The sequence below is a fragment of the Bacillus sp. Brlt_9 genome (assembly GCF_051948935.1).
In the GTDB taxonomy this organism is placed as follows: domain Bacteria; phylum Bacillota; class Bacilli; order Bacillales; family Bacillaceae_G; genus Bacillus_A.
In genome coordinates this window covers 44181-60055 of the sequence record NZ_JAYJLO010000005.1, presented here as the reverse complement: position 1 = coordinate 60055, position 15875 = coordinate 44181, and the positions used below count along the sequence as shown (strand labels likewise).

Here is a 15875-nt window from a genome sequence, read left to right as displayed (position 1 = left end):
CTTTTATTTTCTTTTACTAAATTTCTTTGTATAGTCCTTCATTTTACTCGTTAACCCTATTAAAGCAGGTATCAATATTGGCATTACAATGATAGCTAACAGTAACAGTGCAACACCAACAACAGATGCTACTTGTATAAGCGTCAATACACCTGAAGGGATTAATGCAGCAAATGTACCACCTAAAATAAGCGCGGCCGATAATACAACTCCCCCTATGTGACGAGAGGCATTTACAATTTTCGTTGCTGGGTCTCCCTCTAGCTCATTATATCGCATCATTACGAAAATGCTATAATCCACACCTAAAGCGACAATCATAATAAAACTAAAGAATGGTACATTCCAGCTTAATGACTCTACATTTAGTAAGTATGCACTAATTTGTTCACTTATACCAAGTGATGCAAAATAAGCTATTAGTAAAGATCCAATAATGAAGAGTGTATTTAAAAATGACCGTGTAATAACGAGTAATACAATCGCAATTCCAATTAACATAATCGTAGCTGTACGTAAAAAGTCTTGACCTGTTACTTCTTTTAAATCAACGTTTCTAGCCGTTGTACCTCCGATTGCTTTTTTCGCTAAATTTAATTCTGTACCATTTAACGTACCGTCTATCGTTTTATTAATTTCTTCAATAATTGGCATCGCTTCTTTTGAATACGGATTTACGTCTAAAATGATTGTCATTTTAGCAGTCTTTCTATCATGTGACATATACGTATTCAACGCTTTTTGGAGATCCTCTCCCTCTAAAACTTCTTTTGGAATATAAAATTTCTCAGAACTTTTTGATTCATTCAGTTCTCCTAAATATTTCTGAGCATCCCCTAGACCGTTACTTACCTTTTCTAGGCCTTCTGTACTTTTAGATAGTCCTGATTGTAATTGCCCCATCTGGTCTTGCAAATCTTTTAGTCCAGTTAATAACTGCCCTTGCCCATCGTTTATTCTCGTTAAACCAGATTGTAACTCAGCTGATTTATTCGCAATTTGTTTTGAACCTGTAGCACCTTCATTCAAGCCATTTTTCAGCTCACCAGTGCCTTTTTGTAACTTAGTAACACCATTGTTCATTTCTTTTAAACCGTTATCTACTTTCAATAATGACTGATTCGCTTCTTTAAATGAACCCATAGCTGCTTTATGCTGCGTTGCTAATTGATTTAATTCATTTGAAAGCACACCTAATTGCTTTTGAGCCTCTTTAGCAATTCCTATCGTTTGTAGTATGTTCGGATCATTTGCTAATTCTGGTTTCGTTTGAATGAAATTGGTCATTAACATTTCAATTTGTTCATAACCTTTTTTCGCACCATCAATTGCTTGAGAAATACTTCCAAAGTATTGATCATACGAACTTAAACCTTTTTCTAACTGCGCATAACCAGCATGAAGTTGTGACGTTGCATTAGATAATACACTTATATTTTCATTTACTGAAGTTAACCCACTCTCAATTTGCTGCGCACCTTGTGCTCCATCATTTATACCATTTGAAAGTTGATTTAAAGCTGTTCCTAATGCTGTTACTCCATTTTTCGCTTCGTTTGTTCCATCTATAAGCTTTTGAACGTTTGCAAGACTATTTGAGTCTTTACTACCCATTTTATCTTTCGCAGTAGTTAATCCATCATTAATTTCCTTTATACCACCATTGGCATCTCCTAAACCTGTATTTAGTTCTCCAGCTTGTTTATTAATATATAGTTCTTTTATCTTTTCACCAGTTGGACGCGTCGGGGAATATACTTCTGAAACACCTTTCACTTTCAAAATCTTATCAGTTAGTTCATCTAAAGTTTGAAGAGAACTCGCCTCGTCTAACTTGTTATCCGATTGAATGACTAACGTACTTGGTGAAGAAAAACCAGGTGGGAAATGATCTTCTATTACGTTAATTCCCATTTTCGACTCATATTTATTATCTACTTCAAATAAATCATTGTAATTTAGTGTGTTAGAATATTTCATTACGAAAGGAATCGATATCACAAATACGATGATTAAAGCGACAAATGGTCTTACTACTGAGTTTTTAGCAAGAAATCCCCATAAACGACTATCCTCATGGCCTTTAAATGTTTTAACTGGATAAAACATTCCTTTTCCTAAAAGCACCATAAAAAATGGATTTAACGTAGTTAATACGAGTAATAATACTGTGACACCAATTGCTACTGCTGAAGTAGATTGATACAATTTAAAACTAGCTAAAGCAAGGGATGCAAAACCAATTAGTACTGCTATTCCGCTATATAAAACGGTTTTCCCTGCTGATTTAAACGTCTCTTTTGTAGCTAAAAATGCATTTTCTTGTTTACTTAATTCTTCCTTAAATCTTGTATATAATAAAATGTTATAGTCTGTTCCAACTCCAAACAGTACAACAACTACAAACACTTGTGTAAAGTTGGAAAACGGAAAATTAAATTGATCTACAAGGTGGGCAATAATCCCCATTGAAACTAAATAGGATACACCAACTGTAAGAAGAGAAACGATTGGAACAATTGGTGAACGAAATACAATGATTAATACAACTAAAATGAAAATGATAGAAATAACTTCTGTCTTTTTCACTCCCTCTTGAGAGGATGTAAGGAAATCACCCGCTATTAAATCACTTCCTGTTAAATACGTTTTTACCTCTTTCGTTTGCACTTTTTTATGAAGATTATTTGTTACTTTTGATATTTCACCATGTTTTTTATCTATCGATATTTGCGTTAAAATAGTCGTATTATCTTTAGAAACTAATTGTTTCTCCAAGTCTTTATTATCTAAATGTGAAACAACTTCTTTAATTCCTAATTGTTCTTTTTCATTTTGCAAAGCGTTGATTGTTTTTGTTATTTCTTCTTTTTGCTCAGTCGTTAAAGCTGTTTTACTACCACTATTAAAAACAGCTATAATGTCATACTTTTCTACCCCATCTTTATCCATTTCTTTTATCATTTTGTCAGCAATACTACTTTGTTCTGTATTAGGAATCGTAATGTGCCCTTTTTCTTTCACTAATTTATCCATATTAGGCATCGTTACGATCATTGTAATGGTAATAACTATCCATAATAGTAAAGATAAACTTCTCCAACTTTTTAATTTGCTCATTTGAATCATCTCCCGCTATTAAAATTTCACGTTCATTACGGAATGAATATTCATTCCTATTTTTTCAAAAATATCTTTTTTCGGAATGAACGTTCATTCCTATCTTTCTATTACATTGCTTTTAAATTCTATTAAACTACGAATTCCGGAATGAACATTCATTCCTTAAATTGTACAGGTTTATCATCGCCTGTTATTCTTTTAATACTTTTCTCGGAATGAATGTTCATTCCTGTCCTTAAAAAGCTATAGAATCAAATGATTCTAATAGCATTCCAACAACTCTCTTCCAGTTCTTTTACCAATTCTTCTGTATACTCTAATTGCCCTGTTTCCATAACTTTAATTAATTTTTCAATTGGTTGGTATACAATGATAATTAAAGCAATTGGTGGTAATGGACGAAGTAAACCTTTTTCGATTCCATCTTCAATCAAGTTCATGAAGAAGCCCATAAAGTCCTCGAATATTTCATTACTATGTTCATCTAGAAAATAACTATCACAGTGAGAATTTGTAAAAAGGAAAGCATCCGCATTTTGTCTTGCAAATTCAAATAAACGGTTATACGTATGGCTAAACTGTTCACGAATATTTGCATCGACCGGAAAATCGGTTTTAATTAATTCCGATAGTTGTAAAACACTTTTCGTAAATAAAGAATTAACAAGTGCCTCTTTATTTTCAAAATAACGGTAAATAGTACCTGCACCTACTTTTGCTTTTTCAGCAATCATCGGAATTGTTGTACCATCATAACCCCGCTCTGCAAAAAGTTGTATTGCAGCATCAAAAATGTCTTCTTGTTTGTTTTTAGCCATTTTTTCACCTCGATTTTCAGGAATGAAAATTCATTCCGTTTTTAATTATAAATTAGATGGATTAAAAGTCAAGTGTGTGACAAGTATAGTTGCGGGTTTTATCCCTTGTTTGTGAATGAAATTACATTAGCGATTTTCTTGATATATCGAATTACCGATAAAAATTGATACTGTTAGAAGAAGCTATCCCAAAATTTCATTGGGATAGCCCGACTTCATATATGCAAATTAAAAGAAATCATAAATAAATGCTTCACGCACAGGTACTACATTCTCAAATGCTTGTATTTCCTCTTCACTTCCACTAATTAATTCTATTTCATTAAGTTCTAGTGGGCGTTTGTAACCAAACATTATTGTAGATAGTGCATTTATATCTAGCTTGATTCCTTTATCCATTGCTTCTTCTATAATTGTTATTTCATGATTTGCAAGTCTCACTGTAACATTATTCCACGGAGCAAATGAATCTGTAATATGTAAGATCACTTCTTGTTGTACATTGTTCCAATTCAATTCATATTGTTTTAAGAACTGCTCCACATCTACAATTCTGCCCATAAAATAAGGCTTTATTTCTGCCTTCACGCGCGGCTCTTGCAGTGTGTATAATAACGGTTCGTTTTCACTTACTGTCATTTCAAGTTCTTTTATCATAGAATCATGCTGACAAATAAAGTTCCATAGGCCGTTTCTCGCTTCATTATGTAATGGAACAAATTCTTCTACTGTCATTTTATAGTTTTCTATTTTATATAACATGTAGCCAGCTGCCGTTTTATTTTCATCGTAATATATTGCTGATGTTAAGTCATCATAAACAGCCTGTAACCACCATTTTTCATCGCGGACTAGCATCCCTGAAAAACGCTCTGCAAATATTTCATAAATTTTCTCTACTTCTTCTGGATGATTTTCCTTATTAAAACGTTTCACAGTACCATTCACTTGTTTTTTCATAATTAAATCGCTCTTAGTCATATGACACACTAATCGATTTGCACAAAGTTCCCAGCCGTATTTACGGTAAAATGAAACGGCAAATGGATGTAGCATCGAAACAGTATATCCGTCATTTTTCATCGTTTGAAGTGAATGTTGAAGCAATTCTTTTACATACCCGCTTCTTCTGTACTCTGGATACGTCGCTACCCCCGCAACGCCTCCCATTTTAAATCGTTTTTTACCTATGTAAATATGAAACGGAATAAGATGTAGTTTTGCTGCTAAGTCTTTCCCTTCCATAATGCCGTATATTTCATGACTTTCCTTCATCTTTGTAAGTTGTTGCTGTAATCGTTCCTCATCTACTTTATATTGAAAAGCGTATTCTGATAAACGTAATGCTTCTCTGAACTTATCTTCTTTTAATCGTATAACGTTCATATATTTCTCCTCCATTCCTTATTTGAATTGTATCATAATTCTAAACATTACAGTTCGGTGAATGAAATTATACTGACTTAACGACACGAATCCAATTAAAAAAGCAGATACATGTCGTATCTGCTTCTCATTACTTTATTTAGCTAATTTTTGAAGTTCTTCGAAGAATGTAGGATATGATACGCCTACTGCTTCTGCATCTTCAATTGTTGTTTTTCCTTCTGCGATACATCCAGCGATCGCAAGCATCATTCCGATGCGGTGGTCACCGTAACTATTTACTGTATTGCCTTTTAGAGGTGATTTTCCGTAAATAATCATCCCGTCATCAGTTGCTTCTATGCGGGCTCCTAGCTTTGTTAATTCTGCAACGACTGTATCAATACGGTTCGTTTCTTTAACTTTTAATTCGTGCGCATCTTTAATTACTGTAATTCCTTCCGCTTGCGTTGCAGCTAAGGCGATAACAGGAATCTCATCGATTAATCTTGGGATAATATCTCCGCCAATTTCGATTCCTTTTAATGAAGATGTTTCAATCGTAATGTTTGCAGCTGGTTCTGATGCTCCTTCATTAATTGGCTCTATAGTAAACGTAGCCCCCATTTTCTCTAAAACATCAATAATACCTGTACGAGTAGGATTCATCCCTACATTTTGTAATACTAGTTTACTATTTGGAATGATTGCGCCTGCTACTAAGAAAAATGCAGCTGACGATACATCACCTGGCACTTGAACGTCTGTTGCTGTTAACTTTTGTCCACCTGCAAGTTTTACTGTTTTTCCATCGCGCGTTACTTTAACGCCAAATGCTTCAAGCATTCTTTCCGTATGGTCGCGGGAAATATGTGGTTCTGTAACAGCTGTTACACCTTCTGCACGAAGACCTGCAAGTAAAATAGCTGACTTTACTTGTGCACTTGCAACAGGAGAAATATATTCAATTGCTTTTAAATCTCCGCCACGTATTGTTAACGGTGTAAATGTTCCTTCTTCTCGGCCGTCTATGTTTGCGCCCATTTGTTTTAATGGGTTTGTTACACGCTTCATCGGTCTTTTTGCGATAGATTCATCACCTTGTACGCAGGAGAAAAATGGTGTGTTAGCTAATATACCTGACATTAATCGAATTGTTGTACCAGAATTACCAACATCTAATACCGCTTTCGGTTCTTGTAAACCTTCTAATCCTTTACCAACTACAGTAACTTCATCACCATTTTGCGTAATGTCTACTCCCATTTCTTTAAAACAAGAAATTGTACTTAAACAGTCTGCACCAGGCAAGAAACCTTTAATTGTCGTTTTTCCTTCTGCAATTGCGCCGAACATAACTGCGCGATGTGAAATGGACTTATCACCTGGAATTGTAATGTTGCCATTTAATCCGTTATTAACAGGTTGTATCGTTCTTTCCTTCACGTTTTCACCTTCTCATTTAAATTGTTTCATACGTTTGGTATTTTTCTTCTCCAAGCGCTAGCTTTGCGTTCATACGATCTTCTTCTCTTTGGAAGCTAATACGTAATACCCCAAGCAATCCTTCACGAGCTTCTAATATTTGCAAGTTCGTAATACTAATTTCCTCACGCGCCAAAATACTCGTAATGTGAGCCAATGCCCCTACTTTATCTAAAACATCGACGTATAAGTCGTGATAGGCAGGAATTGCCCCTCTCTTTCGTACTGGTAAAGAGTCACGGTATTCTTTCGCGTCTGCAAAATAGTTTTGAATCTCGCCTGCATCTCCGGTAGAAACTGTATGATATAAACCTTCCATTTCAGAGATCCACTCTTTTAATAATACCATTAAATGCTCACGATTTTGCTTAACAATATCACTCCACATTTTCGGACTACTAGATGCAATACGTGTAATGTCTTTAAACCCTCCAGCAGCTAGTTGATGAATGAGCGGATTATCACCTGCATGCTTCTCAACTTGCTTTACTAATCCTGCTGCAATCAGATGCGGGAAATGACTCACAATCCCTGTTACATAATCATGTTCTTCTGTATTTAAAACGAGAAAATGTGATCCTGTTCCTTTTAACCACCCTTTTAATTCTTTCACTTGTTCATTTTGTACATGTTTCATCGGTGTTAAAATGTAAAATGCATTTTCAAATAAATGTGCTTTTGCACTTTCAACACCTGTTTTATGAGAACCTGCCATTGGATGTCCGCCAATAAAAGAAACTTCCTTTGAAAACAAAACTTCCGCTTCGTTCATAATTGTTCCTTTTGTGCTACCAACATCAGTCACAATAACATCTTCTCGTAAACGAAATGACGCTAATTTGTGTAACAGCTTCTTCGTTTCTTCAACTGGAGAAGCAAAAACAATTAAATGCGCCTCTTCACATGCACGCTGTAAATCTACTGCTACTTCATCTACTACATGTAATTCTTTTGCACGCTCTACTTGTTCTGGAAAAATATCATAACCTGTTATCGTTACATCGTGCTCTTTCTTAATTGCTAATGCAAGAGAGCCTCCTATTAAACCTGTTCCAATTAATACTACTTTTTTACGCATTTGCCTCATCTCGAGACTTTCTTTTTTTATTTTCAAAGTGTTGTTGTAACACTGAAATCACTCCTTCATTTTGCTCCCTCGTTCCGACTGTGATGCGGACACCATTCGGGAACGGACGAATAATAAACCCTGCGTGTGCACAAGCTTCATAAATCTCTCCAGCATCCTCAACTGGCAAGAAGATGAAATTAGTTTGTGACTGGTAAAATGGAATTTCATTTTCCTTACAGAAACTTTCGTATTGTTTTAATCCCTCAGCATTCACACGTACAATTTCTTCGATAAATGCTTCATCGTTAAAAGCAATCGTCGCTGCTTTTTGCGCTAATGAAGATACGTTAAATGGCAAACGTACGACATTTAATTTCTCAATTAGCTCTTCCTGTCCAATCGCATATCCAACGCGGAAAGAAGCTAATCCGTACGCTTTAGAAAATGTTCTAAGTACAAGAATGTTTTTATGTTTTTCTAAAAGCGGTAATGTCTCTGGGAAATCTTTTGCTGTTACGTATTCATAGTACGCTTCATCAATGACAATTAACGTATTTTCACTAATCCCTTCAATGAATTGAGTCAATTTTCGGTCATTCACATATGTGCCTGTTGGGTTATTGGGATTACAAATCCATACGATTTTCGTATTATTATTTACCGCTGACGAAATTTCGTCTAAATCGTATACACCGTTATTTAATGGAACTTCTTTCACTTCACAACCTTCAATAATTGCATGATGACGGTATTGCGGGAATGTTGCACCAGCCGTTACGATGTTATCACCTGCTTTTAGTACTGCACGGCTTATTATTTGAATGACTTCATCTAAACCACTACCGCAAAGTACTTGTTCCATTTGTACATGTAACTTATTTGCAATTGTTTGACGGAGTGTTGTAGCACCTCCGTCAGGATATAAAGCATGATCCAACCACGATTTTTGCAACTCATCTAAAACACGTGGTGAGCAGCCGAATGGATTTTCATTCGATGCTAATTTCACAAATGAATGATCTCCGTACACTTCTTTCATTTGTTCAGGTGATTTACCTGGTTTATATGGTTGTAATGATGATAGTTGATCTTTTACTTGCATGTTAAAACCACCTTTTTATTAAAATTCTTTTGCGTATTTATTATGTTGCGTAATGTTTTGCTGAATTAACTCCATACGATCTTTTCCGAATTGTTCGACTAGCGCATGTGCAAGCTCCCATGCTACAACAGATTCAGCTACTACTCCTGCTGCTGGTACTGCACAGCTATCAGATCTTTCAATACTTGCTTGGAATGCTTCTTTCGTATCAATATCAACGCTTGCTAACGGTTTGTATAATGTAGGTATTGGCTTCATAACACCTCTTACGACAATTGGCATGCCTGTTGTCATACCACCTTCTAAACCACCGGCATTATTCGTTTTTCTCGTGTATCCTTGTTCTTCATCCCATAATATTTCATCGTGCACTTTACTTCCTGGCTGTCTTGCCGCTTCAAAACCAACGCCAATTTCAGCACCCTTAAATGCATTAATACTCATAATCGCACCAGCAAGTTTTGCATCTAATTTACGATCGTAATGAACGTAACTACCAACGCCAATCGGCATTCCTTCTGCAATGACTTCCACAATACCGCCAATTGAATCTCCGCTACTTTTCGCATTATCAATCGCATCCACCATCTCTTGTTCCACTTCTTTATCTAAACATCGAACTGGTGAGTTTTCAGTAATTGTTTGAATTTCTTCAATAGATAAGTTTGAAATATGTTTTGCTTTTACTCCACCAATTTCAAGCACGTGCCCTGCAATTTCTACGCCTAATTCTTTTAAAATTTGTTTCGCTACTGCACCAGCAGCTACACGAACTGTCGTTTCTCTTGCAGATGAGCGCTCTAGTACGTTTCTTATATCACGATGTCCGTATTTTATTGCTCCGTTTAAATCTGCATGTCCCGGACGTGGTTTTGTAATTGTACGCTTCATTTCTTTACTTTCTTTTTCCGAAATTGGCTCTGCACCCATTACTTTCGTCCAATGTTTGAAATCGTCATTTTTTACGATTAATGTTATCGGTGAGCCAAGTGTCATCCCATGACGAACACCACTTACAATTTCAACTGTATCAGTTTCAATTTGCATACGTCTTCCGCGTCCGTGCCCTTTTTGTCTTCTCAATAATTCTTTATTAATATGTTCCGCTGCCAGTGTTAAACCTGCTGGTACACCTTCTAAAATAACTGTTAACTGCGGCCCATGTGATTCTCCAGCTGTAATGTATCTCATTTCCCTTGCCCCTTTACTATTTTTTTGTACAAAAAAGTCCCTACTGAGCGCTCAGTAGGGACGATGTTTATCGCGGTACCACCCTAGTTGTAGACAACTATCGTCTACCTCTCTTCTTCTTTAACGATCGCTTGACCGTCTTTCCCTCCTAAAGTTGGCGAGAAAGATGCTCCAAGGCTGTAATTCATGCTTATCTTTGTACTGATTCACACCGACCATCAGCTCTCTTTTACAGGGAGATAAGCACTACTGTTTCCTCTTCAGCGCATATATGATATGGAATTAAGATAATTTATTTTTGAATCCTTTTAACTCTTCCATGAATTTATGGAATTCTGGAATATCCATTTGTTGTGCAGAATCTGATAATGCAACCGCTGGGTCTGGATGTACTTCAGCCATTACCGCATCCGCACCAATTGCAAGTGCTGCTTTCGCTGTTGGTAATAATAAATCTCTACGTCCAGTTGAATGCGTTACGTCAACGATAACTGGTAAATGTGTTTCTTTCTTTAAAATCGGCACTGCTGAAATATCTAATGTGTTACGTGTCGCTCTTTCGTATGTGCGGATACCGCGCTCACATAGAATAATTTGGTCGTTACCTTGTGCAATGATGTATTCAGCTGCGTTAATGAACTCATCAATCGTTGCTGCTAATCCACGTTTTAATAATACTGGTTTGTTAACTTTACCTACAGCTCGTAATAAATCGAAGTTTTGCATGTTACGTGCGCCAACTTGAATGACATCAACGTAGTCTAGCGCCATTTCAACATCGTTCGGATTTAAGATTTCACTAATGATCGCTAAGTCGAACTCATCTGCTACTTGGCGTAAAATTTGTAACCCTTCTACTCCTAAACCTTGGAAATCGTATGGAGATGTTCTCGGTTTGAAAGCACCACCGCGCATTAATTTTAAGCCTTGGTCTTTCATCGCTTGCCCTACTTGGCGAACTTGTTCTAAGCTTTCTACCGCACAAGGTCCCATGATGAATGTTTGTGTTCCGTTACCAATCAATTCACCTTTTACATTAACGATTGTGTTTTCTTGTTTCTTTTTACGTGATACTAATAACGCTTTACGGTTATCATCTTCTTGTAATTCTAAGCTAGCTTTGAAGATTGTTTTGAAAATGTGTTGAACTGTTGACGTTTCGAATGGTCCTTCGTTATGCTCTGCGATCATGTCAAGTACTTCACGCTCACGTACTGGATCAAAACGTTTCGTACCTTGTACTTGCTTTTGCTCCCCAATTTTTTGAACGATTTCACCACGTTTGTTTAAAAGGTGTAATAGTTGTAAGTTAATTTCATCTACCTGTTTACGTAATTGATCTAATTCATGATTTGCCATTTGGAAATCCTCCTCTAATGTTTTAAAAGTATAGTAATAAAATGAAAAATTCTCTATTTTCTGAACTGATAAATTATACAAATTTTAAGTGGAATCGATACCTCTTCTTATTTTAAACGAATATTTACTATAAGGACACTAACTACTAGATAAAAACCCACTTTTTTGTACAAAAAATCCCTACTGATCCAATCAGTAGGGACGATATTTATCGCGGTACCACCCTAGTTGTAGACTTCTTTCGTCTACCTCTCTTCATTGTTAACGATCATCTGACCGTCTTTCCCTTCATAAAGACAATACTATCTTCACTACGAAAAAGATGCTCTAGGACTGTAATTCGCTCTTGTTTTTGTACTGGTTCGCACCAACCACCAGCTCTCTGTTACAGGGAAACAACAACTACTGCTTTTCCTTTCAACGCATGAATATTTAATTTTCAAGTTGGACCACTAAAATACAAAAAGTCCCTACTGAATAAATCAGTAGGGACGATATTTATCGCGGTACCACCCTAGTTGTAGACTAACTTTCTGTCTACCTCTCTTCACTGTTAACGATCAATTGACCGCTTTTTCTTCATAAAGACAATACTATCTTTACTACGAAAAAGATGCTCCAAGACTGTAATTCATGATTATCCCTGTACTGGTTCACACCAACCACCAGCTCTCTGTTACAGTAAGACTAACCACTACTGTGATCTCTTCATTGCACTTTGTTTATTCAAATGTTTTTGAAATTGAATAAGTATGATTCGTATTATAGAACGCTTTTCAAAACACTGTCAACAACTTTTTATATATTTTTTAAAATTCCACTTTCGCCCTACATTTCTTCTTGTAAATTTTCCATAACAATTCCGATGCGAATTATCTCATTATCTATTGCATTTAATACATATTTTTCTACTCCATACCGGATTAATACTTCTTTTATTCGAATGATTTCCGTTTCAAGTAAATCGGCTTCCTGAAGCGTTTGCAATAAAGTAAAAAATACATTTGCATACAAATCTTTGTATATTTTTATACGCTCTGTCTTTTCAAGCATTTCATTAAATAACTGTTTTAACTCCGTTTGATTCCCTTTTCCACCAACGTCCGAAAATGTTTTACATATTATCGATAAACCTCTCTCTACTATTTCATCCATAAATAAAATAATACGTAAAAGCATTACATACTCTCTAGCTGTGATTTCACCCATTTTCGGTCGTTCTCGTAAAAATATACTGAACCAAGCTACCCAAAATTTTTGTTGTTCTTTTACACTTAACGTTTTGACGTAATAGCATAAAAACTGCATAAATTTAATTTTGTTTTCTTCATTTTCTTGTATAAGCAACGGGTATAACCAATCTGTTTTTTGCTCCCAATACAGTACACATTTAATAAATACAAAACTAAGCCATTTCAAAAAAGCTTCCCTCGTATGCGGATGTAATACTTCCAAATGTTCTACCGCATACTTAATAAATCGCTTCATCTCTGTAAATAAAGGTAAATTGATTTGCGTGTAACATAAACCTGCCCATGCATATTTCGTAATCTCATTTTCCTTCTTTAAATCTAAGTACGGTAACAAATATTTTCGGCACCATTGTTTCTCAATATGATAAAGAAATGTTATATCTGCTACTAAACGAGCTAACATGTAATTTGTTCGCTCTGAACTAATTCTTACTTGTTCTTCAAATAAAAATAAATATTCATACACGTTACGATCGTATAAATGATCATATGATAACAGTTTTAATAATACAGCTGTCATTTTCCCAACTGGATGCTGAATCGATTCATTGTAAAAATCTTGTTTTCCAAGTTTAAAATCTGTATCACTTTTCATTACATGAGGGAATACCGAAAAAGCAAACCGTTTTACGTTGCGTATGCTGTTTTCGTCTAATTCTTCTAATCGGTTACTAATTTCATATAGAAAACTGCTAATTAACCAATGAAAAGCAGTATTTCTAACAAATTTCTGTAATAACGGAATAACTTTTTGGATTTGTTCATTTGTCAGTCCTCGGTTATTTCGCCACTCTCTAATACAAACAAACCATACTTCATTACTTATTTCGTGCATGCTAACTAATTGGTAAGCAAATGAAATACTCCATTCTGTATTCAATTTACATGCTTTCGATAACATCTCTAAAAAATGACGTTGTTCAAAAACACCGTCTTGAGAAAATTGGAGAACTTGTTTCATAATTTCCTCATCTTTTAGCTGCAATAATCCATCGGCAGTTACATTACAAGTAATACTTTGTTCTGTGGTTTCTTTCTTTTGTACGCTGTATCGATCAGAATGAAAGTGAGGATGCTTTTGCTTCATTACCTCATAACCTTTTGCTGTAGAGGGACTATTCGAATCACAAGTGAATAATAAATCTAACACGAAACAGACATCAAATGCTCTCTCCTCTGCAAGGTCCTTCAGTACTATTTGAATGACTTCTTCTTTTGTTTTCTCTAAAGAGAGTACGAAATGATTTTTTATAAGTTGAAAAACTTCGGGTTTATACGTGACATTTAAAAGAAGTCCTTCCTGTAACAACCATTTCATTTTGTCATCGGCGCTAACGAATATATTTTTATTCATCGCATCAATTGCAATTCGGTTCTGAAGTATGCTGTTTGCTTCTATCATTTCTGTAATATAATAATTTGCTTTTTTCTCATTGTTTTCACATAAATAAGCTAAACACTCTTTTACAATTTGAATTAAAAACGCAAGATCATTTTGCTGAAACTCTTTTTCTACATTTTCCTTATCTCTTTTTTTCAATGCCGTTTGCCTTAGTGATAACATTCGCATCTTCTCTATACCCATCATCATAATTGGTACGGCGTAATAGGCAATATGCGGTTTCATCTTCTCATTCCAAATTTGCTCCACATACGAAAATGTCGATACTGGTAAGCGACTCAATTCCTCAAGTTCAATTGATTCTTGCGTATCATTTCCCCATTTCCTCTCCCGCTTCAATTTAAGTTTTCCGTCCAAAATAAACGTTAGTAACAATAAAGCAATCTCTTTATGCTCAGGAAAAGAACATTTTTGCAGTAAATAAGAAATTTTTTCAATTGATTTACTATCTTTTTCAGCTGTTTCTAGTAAAAGAAGTGTCCATCTTGCAAACAACAACGGATCCATATCAATTTTCGTCTCGTTTAAGTAACTACAAATTGTTCTCCATAATAACGGAGATAGTTTAGAATGATTTTTAAAAATTAATTGAAATAATTCTTTTTGATGACTAAAAAGAAATTGTTCTACTAACCATTCTGCAAGTAGTTCATCTACCTCATTATAGGTTGATGTAACAAAAAATAAATTTTGTAATTTCCCTTCTGCTTCAAGCCATTCCACCCATTCATAATCATGAGCAAATTCGACAAAGTAGCGGACTGTTTCAATTTTTTTTATTGATTGCTTTATGTATGATAATTGTTCCTGCTCTACTGAAGGTGGAACTGTTACTATGTCACGAATGCGCATTCGTTTTGTAATATAATTATCCCCCATTAATTCTGCCCATCGCTTCACTGCTTTAACGAGAGATTGATGATTATTACCTTTATTCGGATATACAATCGGCCGTATCCCTAAATGCTCCCAGTGGTACGTATTTTCCCCTTGTGCAACAAAGGCATAACGCCTTGTACTTGGTGGTAAACCAGTCGCTAAATATTTCATTACTGGGTCATTATGGCTATATCCAACGAATAATACGGTGTAATTAGAGAATAAATCAACTAAAAATCTTCTTGCCCACCCTTCCGTCAAGTAAGCCCTTCCAAAATCACCATCTGTTAAAATTAACGCTTCTTTCTCTTGTTCTATATTGCCATGTATGTAAGCAAGTCCTTTAAACGCTCTACCTGTAGGTAACGCAGGTGCATAATATACGTTTAACTCTCTATTCATTTCTTTCATCGCAGTTGTAAAATGTCGATCAAAATTTGTCGTTACAATGCGGACTTCTGTATCTAAAGGAAACAACCTCGGAATCGCATAATGAAGCGGATTCGGCTTTGACTTTTCAGTATGAACTAAATCTCTTGCAACTTGATGTACGTCTTTTGTTTTCGCAATTTTACCAAGATAATAATCATGAGGTTCTGTTATTTCACGCTTTTCGACATATAACGTTTTTGCAATTTCATCAACTAGATCATCAAAATTCGGTAAGTTAGATTTCCCTTTCATAGAAACTCCCGCTCCAACAAATAGTACTAACTTTCCTTGTTCCAGATGATCAATTAACTCATCTGGAATTTCTACTTCTGAAGTAATCCACACGAAGGATTCCCCCTTACCTAAAAATGTCATATACTCTCATTTTACTATAACA

The 15875-nt window shown here is 35.3% G+C and carries 9 protein-coding genes and 3 other annotated features; all 9 genes read right to left on the bottom strand.

The genetic code is table 11. The features are described 5' to 3' along the window. Positions 1-3: 3 nt before the first annotated feature. The 9 genes from VF726_RS20170 to VF726_RS20130 all read right to left on the bottom strand — a co-directional run bounded on the left by VF726_RS20170 (position 4) and on the right by VF726_RS20130 (position 15853). Positions 4-3120: an MMPL family transporter gene (locus VF726_RS20170; protein ID WP_440171520.1), complete on the bottom strand. Its 3117-nt coding sequence runs from the start codon at positions 3118-3120 to the stop codon at positions 4-6. Between the two features lie 254 nt (positions 3121-3374). Next, positions 3375-3941 carry a TetR/AcrR family transcriptional regulator gene (locus tag VF726_RS20165; RefSeq protein WP_427230149.1) on the bottom strand — a complete coding sequence of 189 codons (567 nt, stop codon included), beginning with the start codon at positions 3939-3941 and terminating at the stop codon, positions 3375-3377. Between the two features lie 228 nt (positions 3942-4169). Beyond that, on the bottom strand, positions 4170-5327 hold the full coding sequence (locus tag VF726_RS20160) for a GNAT family N-acetyltransferase (protein ID WP_440171517.1): 1158 nt from the start codon (positions 5325-5327) through the stop codon (positions 4170-4172). A gap of 135 nt (positions 5328-5462) precedes the next feature. Continuing rightward, the gene (gene aroA, locus VF726_RS20155) at positions 5463-6752 is read right to left on the bottom strand and encodes a 3-phosphoshikimate 1-carboxyvinyltransferase (protein ID WP_440171515.1); all 1290 of its coding nucleotides are present in this window, start codon (positions 6750-6752) and stop codon (positions 5463-5465) included. Positions 6753-6768: 16 nt separating this feature from the next. Next, on the bottom strand, positions 6769-7869 hold the full coding sequence (gene tyrA, locus VF726_RS20150) for a prephenate dehydrogenase (RefSeq protein ID WP_440171513.1): 1101 nt from the start codon (positions 7867-7869) through the stop codon (positions 6769-6771). Further along, positions 7862-8962 carry a histidinol-phosphate transaminase gene (gene hisC / locus VF726_RS20145; RefSeq protein ID WP_427230154.1) on the bottom strand — a complete coding sequence of 367 codons (1101 nt, stop codon included), beginning with the start codon at positions 8960-8962 and terminating at the stop codon, positions 7862-7864. The genes tyrA and hisC overlap by 8 nt, the downstream gene beginning before the upstream one ends. An 18-nt stretch (positions 8963-8980) precedes the next feature. After that, a complete protein-coding gene (gene aroC, locus VF726_RS20140; protein WP_440171511.1) occupies positions 8981-10153 on the bottom strand; it encodes a chorismate synthase in 1173 nt (390 codons plus the stop codon). A 53-nt stretch (positions 10154-10206) separates the two neighbouring features. Then, positions 10207-10426 (bottom strand) — a binding site (T-box leader). Between the two features lie 9 nt (positions 10427-10435). Further along, entirely contained in the window at positions 10436-11512 is a 1077-nt protein-coding gene (locus VF726_RS20135) for a bifunctional 3-deoxy-7-phosphoheptulonate synthase/chorismate mutase (RefSeq protein ID WP_440171509.1), read from the bottom strand. Positions 11513-11706: 194 nt separating this feature from the next. After that, positions 11707-11942 (bottom strand) — a binding site (T-box leader). Between the two features lie 54 nt (positions 11943-11996). Beyond that, positions 11997-12233, bottom strand: a binding site (T-box leader). Positions 12234-12340: 107 nt separating this feature from the next. Continuing rightward, complete coding sequence (locus VF726_RS20130) at positions 12341-15853, bottom strand: DUF4020 domain-containing protein (RefSeq protein ID WP_440171507.1); 3513 nt, start codon at positions 15851-15853, stop codon at positions 12341-12343. Between the last annotated feature and the right edge of the window lie 22 nt (positions 15854-15875).

Bases quoted from the DNA above. Each gene is read 5' to 3' on its own strand.
- VF726_RS20130 (WP_440171507.1), bottom strand. From the start codon at position 15,853: ATGACATTTTTAGGTAAGGGGGAATCCTTCGTGTGGATTACTTCAGAA.
- hisC (WP_427230154.1), bottom strand. From the start codon at position 8,962: ATGCAAGTAAAAGATCAACTATCATCATTACAACCATATAAACCAGGT.
- VF726_RS20165 (WP_427230149.1), bottom strand. From the start codon at position 3,941: ATGGCTAAAAACAAACAAGAAGACATTTTTGATGCTGCAATACAACTT.
- VF726_RS20135 (WP_440171509.1), bottom strand. From the start codon at position 11,512: ATGGCAAATCATGAATTAGATCAATTACGTAAACAGGTAGATGAAATT.
- tyrA (WP_440171513.1), bottom strand. From the start codon at position 7,869: ATGCGTAAAAAAGTAGTATTAATTGGAACAGGTTTAATAGGAGGCTCT.
- VF726_RS20170 (WP_440171520.1), bottom strand. From the start codon at position 3,120: ATGAGCAAATTAAAAAGTTGGAGAAGTTTATCTTTACTATTATGGATA.
- aroC (WP_440171511.1), bottom strand. From the start codon at position 10,153: ATGAGATACATTACAGCTGGAGAATCACATGGGCCGCAGTTAACAGTT.
- VF726_RS20160 (WP_440171517.1), bottom strand. From the start codon at position 5,327: ATGAACGTTATACGATTAAAAGAAGATAAGTTCAGAGAAGCATTACGT.